The organism is Brevibacillus sp. FW306-2-1A-C05A (assembly GCF_058781555.1).
This window is the reverse complement of sequence record NZ_JBYSWV010000021.1, coordinates 62,497-74,748: the sequence shown is the minus strand read 5'-3', so window position 1 is coordinate 74,748 and position 12,252 is coordinate 62,497. Positions and strand designations below refer to the sequence as shown.

General features: G+C 47.6%; 16 protein-coding genes and 1 pseudogene. 14 read left to right on the top strand and 3 right to left on the bottom strand.

All coding sequences use genetic code 11. The features are described from left to right. The 13 genes and pseudogenes from AC3WJN_RS14415 to hag all read left to right on the top strand — a co-directional run. A pseudogene (locus AC3WJN_RS14415) lies at positions 1–142 on the top strand (ComF family protein); the annotation flags it as partial. Positions 143–227: 85 nt separating this feature from the next. Continuing rightward, on the top strand, positions 228–659 hold the full coding sequence (locus AC3WJN_RS14410; protein ID WP_025844210.1) for a TIGR03826 family flagellar region protein: 432 nt from the start codon (positions 228–230) through the stop codon (positions 657–659). 132 nt (positions 660–791) lie between these two features. Next, positions 792–1,067, top strand: a complete 276-nt coding sequence (flgM, locus tag AC3WJN_RS14405) for a flagellar biosynthesis anti-sigma factor FlgM (RefSeq protein ID WP_005829793.1) — start codon at positions 792–794, stop codon at positions 1,065–1,067. A 37-nt stretch (positions 1,068–1,104) separates the two neighbouring features. After that, entirely contained in the window at positions 1,105–1,596 is a 492-nt protein-coding gene (locus AC3WJN_RS14400; RefSeq protein ID WP_025844215.1) for a flagellar protein FlgN, read from the top strand. A gap of 12 nt (positions 1,597–1,608) precedes the next feature. Then, positions 1,609–3,144: a flagellar hook-associated protein FlgK gene (gene flgK, locus AC3WJN_RS14395; RefSeq protein ID WP_005829797.1), complete on the top strand. Its 1,536-nt coding sequence runs from the start codon at positions 1,609–1,611 to the stop codon at positions 3,142–3,144. A 37-nt stretch (positions 3,145–3,181) separates the two neighbouring features. Continuing rightward, on the top strand, positions 3,182–4,075 hold the full coding sequence (gene flgL / locus AC3WJN_RS14390; protein ID WP_238500655.1) for a flagellar hook-associated protein FlgL: 894 nt from the start codon (positions 3,182–3,184) through the stop codon (positions 4,073–4,075). A gap of 24 nt (positions 4,076–4,099) precedes the next feature. Further along, positions 4,100–4,681: a DUF6470 family protein gene (locus AC3WJN_RS14385; protein WP_005829801.1), complete on the top strand. Its 582-nt coding sequence runs from the start codon at positions 4,100–4,102 to the stop codon at positions 4,679–4,681. A 16-nt stretch (positions 4,682–4,697) separates the two neighbouring features. Then, positions 4,698–5,117, top strand: a complete 420-nt coding sequence (gene fliW, locus AC3WJN_RS14380) for a flagellar assembly protein FliW (protein WP_492329291.1) — start codon at positions 4,698–4,700, stop codon at positions 5,115–5,117. Between the two features lie 7 nt (positions 5,118–5,124). Then, the gene (csrA, locus tag AC3WJN_RS14375) at positions 5,125–5,364 is read left to right on the top strand and encodes a carbon storage regulator CsrA (protein ID WP_238500652.1); all 240 of its coding nucleotides are present in this window, start codon (positions 5,125–5,127) and stop codon (positions 5,362–5,364) included. 180 nt (positions 5,365–5,544) lie between these two features. Beyond that, positions 5,545–5,931 carry a hypothetical protein gene (locus AC3WJN_RS14370; protein WP_005829806.1) on the top strand — a complete coding sequence of 129 codons (387 nt, stop codon included), beginning with the start codon at positions 5,545–5,547 and terminating at the stop codon, positions 5,929–5,931. A gap of 20 nt (positions 5,932–5,951) precedes the next feature. Continuing rightward, positions 5,952–6,743, top strand: coding sequence for an ImmA/IrrE family metallo-endopeptidase (locus AC3WJN_RS14365; protein WP_005829808.1), 792 nt, complete (start codon positions 5,952–5,954; stop codon positions 6,741–6,743). After that, positions 6,743–7,633, top strand: coding sequence for a hypothetical protein (locus AC3WJN_RS14360; RefSeq protein WP_122952577.1), 891 nt, complete (start codon positions 6,743–6,745; stop codon positions 7,631–7,633). Before AC3WJN_RS14365 ends, AC3WJN_RS14360 begins: the two co-directional genes overlap by 1 nt. Before the next feature lie 230 nt (positions 7,634–7,863). After that, on the top strand, positions 7,864–8,688 hold the full coding sequence (hag, locus tag AC3WJN_RS14355) for a flagellin Hag (RefSeq protein WP_492329290.1): 825 nt from the start codon (positions 7,864–7,866) through the stop codon (positions 8,686–8,688). 45 nt (positions 8,689–8,733) lie between these two features. Here the strand turns inward: hag and AC3WJN_RS14350 are convergent, their stop codons facing one another. Next, positions 8,734–9,954 (bottom strand): IS110 family RNA-guided transposase, encoded by a 1,221-nt coding sequence (locus AC3WJN_RS14350; protein ID WP_492329289.1) that lies wholly within the window; start codon positions 9,952–9,954, stop codon positions 8,734–8,736. 136 nt (positions 9,955–10,090) lie between these two features. After that, the gene (locus AC3WJN_RS14345) at positions 10,091–10,870 is read right to left on the bottom strand and encodes a recombinase family protein (protein WP_492329288.1); all 780 of its coding nucleotides are present in this window, start codon (positions 10,868–10,870) and stop codon (positions 10,091–10,093) included. Positions 10,871–11,025: 155 nt separating this feature from the next. On the opposite strand from AC3WJN_RS14345, the gene AC3WJN_RS14340 reads away from it, so the two are divergent. After that, a complete protein-coding gene (locus AC3WJN_RS14340; protein ID WP_492329287.1) occupies positions 11,026–11,226 on the top strand; it encodes a helix-turn-helix domain-containing protein in 201 nt (66 codons plus the stop codon). Between the two features lie 5 nt (positions 11,227–11,231). Here AC3WJN_RS14340 and AC3WJN_RS14335 read toward each other — a convergent pair whose 3' ends face one another. After that, positions 11,232–12,077: a replication initiation factor family protein gene (locus tag AC3WJN_RS14335; protein WP_492329286.1), complete on the bottom strand. Its 846-nt coding sequence runs from the start codon at positions 12,075–12,077 to the stop codon at positions 11,232–11,234. Positions 12,078–12,252: the final 175 nt, after the last annotated feature.

Below are 12,252 nucleotides of genomic sequence, written 5' to 3'. Positions count from 1 at the left end.
CCCCCTCCCCGCCACTCCCCCGAAGATCCTTCTCATCGACGATATTTACACAACCGGATCGACTCTCCGCTCCTGCGCAAGAACATTGCGAGCACATTTGGGGACAGTTTGTGAAATTTATTCCTTGACAATATACAGATAGCCAGTTTGGAAAAATTACGATATCATGGAAGCATACAGCAGTCGGGAACCGAATGAACTTTCTGGATGTTGAAGGGGTTGTTTTTATGTCTCTGGGCAAGCTGGCAAACTGCTCGCGGTGTGATGCTTTATTTGTACAAACAGTTCGTGACATTTGCCCCAAATGCTATCAAGAGGTGGAGCAGGAATATGAAAAATGCGCCCGGTTTTTGCGCAAGCGCGAAAATCGCGGAGCCAATATTCACCAGGTGAGCGAAGCCACAGGGGTGAGCGTGAAGCAAATTACGAGGTTTATCAAGGAAGGGCGCATTTCTGTAGATGGTAACCCGAACCTTGGTTACCCATGCGAGATTTGCGGGATTTTAATCCGCACTGGCAACATGTGTGACGCCTGCATGAAGGGCTTGAAGCACGAGATATCGCAGCAGCTTGAAGTGGATCAGCGCTTGGAGCAGGAGGCGCGTGCACGTCAGGCGGAAGCGGCCGTCTATCGAAGAAAGCAGAATCGTGACGAATAGTTTTGCGCAAAAAAACTAATCGTCAAACAGGAAATTGCCGATGATACTACTAAGAGGTATCATCGGTTTTTCTTTTTATTAGGGGACCCGTTCCCGCGAAAATGTCCGGTGGTTTGAGAGGATGGTAATCAGATGCGGATTAATGAACCAAACCGTGTCGGGATGATTAATGCTTACAACAAGACGGCCAACAACCAGGTAAGCAAAAGCGGAAAAATCCCGATGGGCAAGGATGAGGTCAACATTTCCACGGAAGCGCTGGAAATGCAGCGCCAGATCGAAGACGCGAACGCGCCACAGCGCCGCGAAAAAGTGGAGCAGTTGAAAAAGCAAGTCGAGGAAGGCACGTATCGCGTCCCAAGCGAGCGGATTGCCGATAAACTACTGTCTTTTTGGAAAAAGCGATAAACCAGTTCTCTAGGGGAAGACGAGGAGAAACGCGAACATGGATAGACTCTACGATCTGCTCGACAACTTGATCCAGTTGCACAAAGCCTTGTACACCTTGGCCACACAGAAAAAAGATGTGCTGGTGAAAGGAAATGTGGATGAGCTGGTGGTGATTACCCGCCAGGAACAAAAGCTAATCAAGGGCGTCACAGCAGCAGAAGCAGCCCGCCAAAGTCTGGTACAGGAATTGACCGTCCAGAAAGGCCTGGCGCTCCAGGAAGGCACACTGGCTGAATTGATCAAGTTGACGACCAGTGCGGAAGAGAAGACGCGGCTTGCGTCCTATCGCGACGAGCTTGTGCGGATTGTCACCGAACTGCGTGAGGCAAACGAGCTGAATCAGCAGTTGCTGGAGCAATCCCTTTCTTTTGTAAACATGACGCTCGACCTGATTACGGACACGCCGGAGGACGACTTCATCTACGGCCACCCGAGCACGGACACATACCGCCAGGCGAGCCGAACATTTTTCAACAAAAAAGCGTAAAGAGGTGCTGACATGCGCTCAACTTTTCATGGAATCGAAGTAAGCAAACGCGGCCTGTTCGCCCAGCAGTCCGCCTTGAATACGACCGGACACAACATCGCGAACGCGAATACGGAAGGGTACACGCGGCAGCGGGCGAACATGCAGGCGACCCCTGGCATTCCGTATCCGGGACTCAGCAACAGCACAGAGCCGGGCTTGCTCGGAACAGGTGTCAACGTTGTCAGCTTGCAGCGGATTCGCGAAGAATTTCTCGATGTGCAACTGCGCACGGAGAACAAGCACTACGGATATTGGGAAGCGAAAAGAGACGTTTTGCAAAAGGTCGAGGGCATTATGAACGAGCCTTCCGATACCGGGATGCAAAAAGTGATGGATGAGCTGTGGAAATCGTGGCAAGACCTGTCGCAAAATCCCGAAAGCCTGTCCGCTCGTGCGGTCGTTCGTCAACGGGCCATTGCCGTGACAGAGACGTTTGCCGCCCTGAATACATCACTGACCGAATTGCAGCGTGATTTGGACAATGTCGTGGCGACCAAGGTCATTGACATCAACTCCATTGCGCAGCAACTGGCGAACCTGAACAGACAGATCGGGGATGTGGTGCCGCACGGCTATCAGCCAAATGATTTGTACGACCAGCGCGATGTGCTGCTGGACAAGCTCGCGAAGCTGACCGATGTCAAGGTGACCAATCTGAACAGCGGCATGATTCAGGTAACGATTGACGGGCAGGAACTGGTGAACGGCCGGACAGCGGTGACGATGGCGGTGGAGAAGGATGCCACGACCGGTTTCAATAACATTACGCTGGGCGGAGCACCGTTTATACCGCAGTCGGGCGGTTTGCTCGGAACGTTTGAGGCGCGCGGCATCCCTGGTACGGATGCGAATGGCCAGCCAACCATGCAAGGTCCGGTGCCTGACATGATCCGAAAGCTGAACCTGCTTGCAGAAAATATCGCGACAGAAGTAAACAAGTTGCATTCCACGGGAATGAACTTGACTGACATTGAAAACAGAAAGACTAACCCGACGGCAGATTTGGAGAAGCTGGACTTTTTCGTGAAAAAGAATGACGCCTTGCCGCTTACTGCAGCGAATATACAGGTCAACCCGAAAATTTTGGCCAGCCTGAATTCTATCGCGGCGGCGCAGGTAGAAGACCCAAATACGGGATCGGGAACTTCCTTTTACGGCGACGGACGCAATGCGCTCGCAATCGCCAGCATCAAGTTCAAGCCGTTGCAACTGTTGACAGGCTCATCCGGACAAATCGAGTCCACGACCTTGGACGACTTTTATCGTTACACGATTGCCCAGCTTGGGGTAGACAGCCAGGAAGCGACTCGTATGGAAAAGAACTCGGAACTTCTGGTCGGGCAAGTCGATACGAACCGCCAATCCGTTTCGGGCGTCTCTATCGACGAAGAAATGTCCGAAATGGTGAAATACCAGCATGCTTACAACGCTTCTGCCAGGGTCATGACCAGCATGGATGAGATTTTGGACAAAGTGATTAACGGGATGGGACGTGTGGGCCTCTAGTCTAGCCTGCGCGTGAACATCTGAAAGGAGCATTTTCATGGCCGTTCGAGTAACCCAGACCATGTTAAACAATAATATGATGAGAAACTTGTCCAACTCCATGGGCAGAATGGACAAGCTCCAGGAACAGCTCTCTTCCGGAATGAAATTTTCCCGCCCTTCTGATGATCCGGTGGCGGCGAGCCGGGCGATGTTTTACCGCTCTTCCTTGATTGAGAATGAGCAGTTCCAGCGCAACGTGAACGAAGCGCAGTCTTGGATGGAGTTGTCTGACAAGTCGTTGGAAGAGGCCGGGACGATTTTGCAGCGCGTGCGTGAGTTGGCCGTAGCATCAGGCAACGGTGGGCTTGGGGCAGATTCCTTGCAAGCGATGGGAAAAGAAATCGCAGAAATTCGAGATCATTTAGGTAACATTGTCAACCAGACGGTGGGGGGACGTTACATTTTTGCAGGAACGGATACGCTAACCCCACCATATGACAAGGCCAGTGATACTTTAACGTTTACAAACAGAAATGAAATTCTGCTGGAGGTAAACAAAGGAATCCATTTGCCCATTAATGTCATCGGAGCCGATGTGTTCGATTTCAAAGGAACAGACGGCAATAACGTCTTTGATCTCTTGAAAAAGATTGTAGCTGATTTGAACGACGGCAAGCCTGTTAACACAGAGCTTGGAAACATTGACCAACAAATCGACAAGCTGCTTGCGGAGCGAGCCACGCTTGGTGCGCGGACCAACCGGATCGAACTGATAAAAGGCAGATTGGAAAATGAAGAAATTAGCGTGACCTCGCTCATGTCGCAAAACGAAGATGCCGATGTGGCGCAGGTCATTACAAACCTGAAGATGCAGGAAAACGTCCACCGCGCGGCGTTGGGGGCAGGCTCGCGAATCATTCAGCCAACATTGCTCGATTTCCTGCGCTAATAAAATAGGGGAGACGATTAAAAAATGAGACTCCCGCAAATCCAGATTCGCCAAACTTACGCGCAACTAGGGCTGAAAATTACAAAGCCCGTTCAGGAAATTCGCCAGCCGCAGGCCGAACTGAATTTGCGTCAGGAGCCTGCCATTTTGGATATCAAGCAGGCGAAAGGACAGCTATCCATTGATACCAGTGAGGCGCGGGAGAACCTGGACCTGCGCAGCTCGGCACAGCGAACGAGAAACAATGCAGACTACGGACGCCAGAAAGTGCTGGAGGCGATTGCCCAGATCAGTATGGAAGGCGACCGTTTAGCTGCCATCGAGAACAAAGGGGCAAACCCGATCGTCGATATTTCCTTTGAAGAAAGCATTATTTATCAGAGCAGGGAGATCATTGCGGAAGGCTCGATTATCGGAGACGGTATTGAGATCAGGTACGATCTCCAGCCGGCCCAGATCAACGTACAGGTGCGCGGCAAGAAAATGGACCCGGTTATCCATCGGCCTGTTCACAATTATACGCCGGGAAAAGTGGAAGGCTACATGAGACAATGGAATCGTGTCGAGTTTGATGTGGTAGGATTGTATGTAGATCAAAAGATGTGAGGCAGGAGAGAAGATCATGACACAATCCCAGGCGATACAGAGCATGGAGCTGTCTTTTCCGGATGGAGTTCCCGGTTTTCCGCAGCTTTCGCGCTTTCAGATGACGCAGGAAGAAGCGGGACAGCCGTTCTTTAGCTTGAAATCTTTGGAAGACGAGCAGGTAGGCTTCTGGATGATAGACCCGTTTCCGTTTTTTCCTCAGTATGAGTTTACTTTGGCTGAAGCCGTGAAAAAACAACTGCAAATCGAGGAAGGAATGCCACTGTCCGTCCGCACCGTCATCACTGTCCGCAATGAAGGCGATGTCACCGTAAATTTGAAGGCGCCGATCATCATCAACGAGGAAAAGGCTTTGGCCAAGCAAGTGATATTGAATGACGAAAACTACGATATCCGCCAGCCGCTCTTTCAGCGGCCTAAAGCGGCCAGTGAGTAGGTGAACTATGCTTGTCTTGTCGAGAAAAAAGAACGAGTCGGTGATGATCGGCGACCAGATTGAAATCAAGATCATTGAGGTCGAGGGCGACGTGGTGAAAATCGGCATCGAGGCGCCGAGGGAAATAGACGTCTATCGCCAGGAAATCTATCTGGCGATTAAAGAAGAAAACCGTCTGGCTTCGCAGACGAAGATCGATCTGTCGAGCCTGACGAAAATGTTTGGAGCCAAATCTGATGCGCTATAGCGTGTCAGATTTTTTTATTGTAGTTATGCTTGTTTATAATTCGGATACAAAAATACAGTGATAATTAATTTGTATATAGTGTTGTTGCGGAAATGATAATTTTTTGTATCCAAATCAGATACTTTCATTGGTTTTTCCAGAATCCTTGCATATAATAACAGTATAAGGAGGTGTTACGGCTTGAACGCGAAAGAAATTGCTGGAACCAACATCAAAAAGTATTTGGATGCGAAAGGAGTCAAGCATAGCTGGGTAATGGAGCGAACGGGCATCAGTAAAAAAGCCTTTTACGATTTATTGCGAGGGGAAGGCAATGTAGACAAACACATTGAGAAAATCAGTGATCTTTTTCGGATTAAAGACCCTTTATTTTTCTACTCGCATTTTAAAGAGCCAACCCCGCCGCAAGAAATCGAAGATCGCTACAGCTTTACGAAATCTGTTGCTATGTCATTTCATGGAGAACAAACCAGAGATTTTGCAGAGTCAATGGAAGTCTTGGCCGATTTGATAAATATGCTCGATGTTCTTCACTCCATAAACGAAGAGACAGGGAATCGTAACTAATAGGCACGGAGGTTGCCACCGTGATTACTCAAAAAAACTTGGAAAGCTTGTTAAAGCTGAACGAAAGCTTGCTGCCGGAAATTCGTGAAAAACTAATGGCGATTCGCATGAACCCGGACCCGTTGCTGGCCCAAAAGCCATTAGAGTACGTAAAGACCGTTTTAAGAGAAGAAGCGAATGTCATTGAATTTCCTGTTCCTCATGACAGCTATGGCGGACTGGTCTATTATTTGAACGGCAGATTTTATATTCATATCAATACAGGTCAGCCTAAAGTATATGAGAACTTTATGTGGGCTCATGAATATTACCATTTTCTGTTTGACCGTGATAAACTGCGTGATCGAAACCACCACTATATGTTCACGGATGGAATACTTGATCCAGACGAGCGACTTCCTCATTTGTTTGCCTCTGAATTTTTAATCGACAATCATATTCTGCGAAGGAAGTTTGCCTATAGTCAAAAAGCATTTGCAAACGAATCCCTTGGCCTGCAAATTATTCGATTGATCCCGACGTTTGAAGTTCCTTACAAGGCACTCGTTGTCAAGCTGGCTCAGGAGCAGCTTATTTCAATCGAACAAGCAAAGGAAGTTGTTGATTTTTCTTATCGAGACTCTCTTCCGGATGATGTAAGTTCATCCTTGTTAGAGCCTACGAGGACGATACTGATTGACAGTTTTGAACAATTGTTGGACGCTGCAAAGGAAGGCCTTCATGACGATGACCTGCGTGCCATCCAGGCCCAGTTGGCGAGCCATCTGAAAAAGATCAAGAAATGGAAAGAGGTATGCAGGGAGGGTATCTGATGTCTGCCGCCAGTGATCCAAAATGGGAATCGATTCGCCCATTCCTGAATCTGGATACGAAAAAGCTATACGGATCATTAACGCAAGAAAAAGCTTGCTATATACTGGATAACCAGTTCATGACCTCCCTGAAAAAAAGCATTCCCGATCTGCCGAGATTGCTCCAAGGGATGAGTGAATCTGCGATCATCCTGATACCTGAGGAAGTGTTGCTGGAAGCCGGAAAAAACCTGCCGGGCAAAGAAAGAGTCGAGGAGCTATACTACGATTTTTTTCGGGAACTGTCTCGACACAAAACAATCTATGTGACTGCTTTGACCGGAATTTGCGAGATCGTCTGCGAATCGACGGCAGTTGCTGCGGCCTTGCACAAAATCCGCAGTATAGCTATCGAATCCGTGCCGACCAATCCGGTGATCCAGGCTGAGATCCAAAGCTTGGCTCTGCACGCCAAAGAAGATGTGGGCAAGCTCAGTGCCTGCATGCAGGCGACCGGTCGGGATGGCGGCGAGAGAATCGTCAATTTGATGGCGCTCCTGTTGATAGGCGAGTATTTCGGTCCGATTTTTGTATGCAGCGACGATAGAAAGGGGATTTACACCCCCTATAAAGCCTATCAAAAGAACGAGAAGTTGCGAGAGTGGATCGGTGTTGGGGGAATAGACGAATTTCGGGAGATGTTCCAGCTTATGTCGTTTGACCGGTTGTTGCAAAAGGCGGTATACGAGGTGGAATGTACGCAGCAGGAAACGATGGAACTGCTCAGGCGTTGTCGACCTTCCGAAAAAAATGTTCTCTATTCCATAGACGGCTTGGCGGAAAACGACGAGCTTTCGCACGAACGCTTTGCGGAGCTTTTGGCTCAAAAACGAATACAGATCACATTTTGAGGAGGAGCCAGGCGAGAATGGCTCTTTTTTGTTGGATCTTCATTGGCAAAATCGTTCCTCAGCTTTTTGCAAAAAAAGTAGAAAAAACACTAAACAAGGATGAATCTCCCACCGATAATAAAACTGTAGGGGGAAAACGGCCTAAGCGCGCGATTGGGTTCGGCTTTTCCGCAAAATTACCCAAACCTTCCACAGGGACGTGGAGGGCACACTCAAGGAGGAAAATATTCATGCGTATTAACCACAATATCGCATCTCTGAACACGTATCGTCAGTTGACTGGGAACAACTCTGCTGTAGGTAAGTCTTTGGAAAAACTGTCTTCAGGTTATCGTATCAACCGTGCAGGTGACGACGCCGCAGGTCTTTCTATCTCTGAAAAAATGCGCAGCCAAATCCGTGGTCTGGAAATGGCGTCCAAGAACGCACAAGACGGTATCTCTTTGATTCAAACCGCTGAGGGTGCACTGAACGAAGTACACAGTATTCTGCAACGTATGCGTGAGTTGGCTGTTCAAGCTGCTAACGATACTAATAGCTCCGATGACCAAGCGGCATTGGATGACGAGTTCCAAGAATTGATTAATGAAATTGACCGCATTGGTAATAATACCCAATTCAATACGAAAGATATTTTGAAAGCAGACCAATCTTTGGACATCCAAGTAGGTGCTAATTCAAGCCAAGTAATTACTATCACTTGGAAAGCCCAAACTAAAGCGGCATTAGGTGAAGATGCAGTTGATATTTCGTCGTTGGATATTACTTCCAAAGCCAATGCGAACACTGCGATTGACACAATAGATGACGCAATCTTATCAGTATCTAAATCTCGTTCCCAGATGGGTGCTTTGCAAAACCGCTTGGAGCACACCATCAACAACCTCGGCACTTCCGCTGAGAACCTCACCGCCGCTGAGTCTCGTATCCGCGACGTAGACATGGCGAAGGAAATGATGGAGTTCACCAAGAACAACATCCTTACCCAAGCCGCCCAAGCTATGTTGGCTCAAGCAAACCAAGTGCCTCAGGGCGTACTGCAATTGCTCCGATAATTCCTGTCAAACAAAGAGAGACCTTAGGATTCCTAGGGTCTCTTTTTATGCTCCCACCGCTTCAACATCAACAACAGGTGGACGATAAGGCGTTTTATTCTTCATAATGCTGAATACAATGTTGACAAGTCTTCTGGCTACATAGACCATGGCTTGCTTCTTCTTCCGCCCCTCTTTGATTTTCTTTTGGTAATATTCGTACATGAGGGGATTAATTCCTGGGCGGATTTGTGTCAATGCTAGGGAGTAGAACGCTTTGTTCAGTTCACGGTTGCCTAGCTTGTTGCTGTATCGGTTCTGTGATTCGCCGGAACTATGCTCAATGGGCGCAATACCTGCCAGTTTGGCAAGTTGGGAATGGTGTTTGAAGCGGCGAATATCGCCAATGTTAGCGATGAAGGTAGCGGCTAGAACAGTATCGACGCCATGAATTGTTTTCAATGGGTATCCTGTTTCGTCAATCAGTTTGTCCAGTTGTTTCTCTAGCGCGGCGATTTCCTCTTCTAAATGCTCAATAGATTGGATATAGGAGCGGATAGATTGATTTCGTTCCTCTTGATAACCGTTATCCGCCCACCCATTGGCAGCAATCGCGTCTAGGATTTCCTGCGCCTTGGCTTTCGGTACGGATTTATTGTACTGTTGCAGGGTTTTCGTCAGTTCCTCCGCCGACACGTTGGCGACCATTTCACAGGATGGGTAGGTATAGAAGAAACCTCTTGCGGTCTTGCTTTCCAAATCCTTGAAGAAGTCGGTATAGTTCGGGTAGTGGTGAATCAGCAGATTATGAAGGCTGAGTTTCATGTTTGCCACCATTTTCACATAGTTATTACGGGTGCTTAGGGTCTGCTTGATGGCAAGATAGATGTCTTGCGGATTTGCGACAGGGTGAGCATCATACTCCATAATCAGATTCATGCAGATGGCTTTTGCGTCCAATTCGTCCGTCTTGTTACGGTTTGTCCCTTTGTTTCGCTTCTTTTTCGTGTAGGATGAATTGACTTCCTTGACAATATAACCGTTCGCAATCAGGAACTTGGCAAGGGAACGTCCGTAAAAGTTTACGTCTTCCAATCCGAATATGATGTCCTTGCCTTCCGCAAGTTTTTTAACGTCCTCCAAGAAGGCAGGGAAGTGATTCGGTGCATTGGTGATTTTGAACTGCTTCATGATATCACCAAAACAGTTGCAAAGAACGGCAACATGGGTTTTCTTGTGCAAATCAACGCCAACAAACAAGTATTTCGTTCTGTCGATAGAAGCCATGTGATCGTTCCCCCTGTGGATAATGAAGTGGGGGATATGGGAGCGTGACAGCGTCAGTTATAGCGTTAGCCCCCACAGGGGAAGGCTCGCAATGATACGTAAGTCTACCGCTTCCCATATCTCACTTCATCGGATGCTAGATAATGGCAGGATGCTGACCGTGGAGACAAGTCACATCAGCGTAGGAATATTGCCCTTTGTAGAACGGTTCGCGGTCAAGAATACGCTTGACCTGAACCTTGGTAAACTCTTTGCCTTGGGCTGTCTGAAAGCCCTCCAGATTCAATTGCGAAGCGATTTGAGTCAGAGACCAAGACGGATACTGCTTCCGTATGGTAAACACTCTCTGGACGGCTCTGGCGTTCTCAGGAGAAATGGATAATTGCTTTGTTCCCTTCTGTACGTGGTAGCCATATGCGGCTTTTCCACCTGCATAGCCGCCGCCTTGTGCTTTCTTTCGTCTTCCTCTGGCTAGCTTCATGGCGATTTCTAGCCGTTGGTATTGGTCTAACAATTCCATCAGACCATTGATGAGGAAATCGCTAGGGTCTTTCTTGTGTATGCTGTATGTCGGTTGTTCAATACTGCGGATATCAACGCCGTATTTTTTGAACTCCCGATGAATCAGAACTTTCACAATGTCAGATCGCCATAAACGGCTTGTATTAAGGACAACAACGTAATTGACGGAGTGGGTAGAGAGGAAGGCTAGCATATCCTGAAAGCCCTCCCTGTCCACTTCTAAAGCGTCCTCGTCAACTTTCGCCCCTGATATACCTTCATCTTGGAACACATGAAGTAGATTCCACCCTTGTTTCTTGCAGTATGCTTGAATTTCGTCCAGTTGGTACGAAAGGCTGTATCCCTCCTTGGCTTGTCCTTGTGTAGAAACACGGATATAGCCGATGACATCCATTGAGAATCCCCCTCCGTTACGTTAATTACAATTAATGTAACGCTACTACGATACAATCAACTTAATTATATATCGCTACACCGATACATACAATGACTGTATCGGAATAAAGTGATATAGTTAGTCAGTAGTATGTTTTCGTGGGGGATTATCACATGCCAATAAGAGTTCGGTTAAAGGAGATTTTGGAAGATAGGGGTATGTCGCAACGTGAACTGGCTCGCCTAACAGGCCTTCGACCGAATACGATAAGCCATCTATGTTCCAATACCGCTACGAGTGTGTACTTTGACACGTTGGAAATCATCTGCAAGACGTTAAACATCGAAATACAGGAACTACTTGAACTTGAATAAGACCATTAGCTTGCACGTCCTCGGTTAACCGCCCCACAAAGGATGGCACAGGGAACAGTTATCATTTCTTCCCAGTTCTGTTGAACCAACAGATTCAAACTTACATGCAGTTGGCTATCCAAGGCCTTCTTGAGTTCCCTCTTATGATAACCACTGAAATCCTGTAGGGTCATGAGTTGATGTTGAACAGCTAATAGCATTGCCCTCCTGATGGGCTTAATGGATTCGGTGTCCGTGAGAATCTTGCAACTATAAAGCCCGTCAAACTCTGGCGGATGCTGAATCAGATTGGGCAGGATGATTTTTTCCTCTGGGCAGTAAACGATTTCCATACGAGTCAGTTCGTGTCCAATGTCGATTCCTTTTTTCTGAAGCCCCTCGGCCCGTTTATCATAGACACGGCAGTAGCCATGTTGTTGCCGTTGTGACTTTTTCCCATAGTAGCGAGTTCCTTCATAAAGGTTCATTCGCCTGCCTGTTAAGGAAGTAGTGAACACGTTGGTCATGGGATAAGGAATGTCAAATGCAATGTCAGAACGGACGAACCAGATTGAACTTGAATTGTTCTGTAACGGTAGTAACCAATTACTAAAACGGTAAAGGTGAAGCGGATTGGTCTCTATCCGTAATGTGTGTTTCAATGACCGCCCCTCGCTTTGTTGATAGGAGATGTGCAAATACGTGTCTGCTGACTCCTTGATGTGCAAGTGATATTTGAAGCCCCAAGGTTTGATGTATTCCTTGATACCGTAGTAGTCGCACAGACGCCGCTTGAACGGATTGAAGAAATTCCAGTAAACGTCCTTGTATTCAATTACAATTCTGTCGATTGACACGGTGATGTTGCTCATGTGCCTTCCCCCCCTGCAAATTTTTAACAGATTCGTTTCTCAATTAGAGTGGGGAGTAGGTGGCTAGCCTTTCACACATGACCTTCCCAGATGCTATATATGTAAACTGGCACGTTACCAGATGCTTTCACCGTATATATCGTAGTAGGGTGTGGGATTGTTGCGAAAAATTACG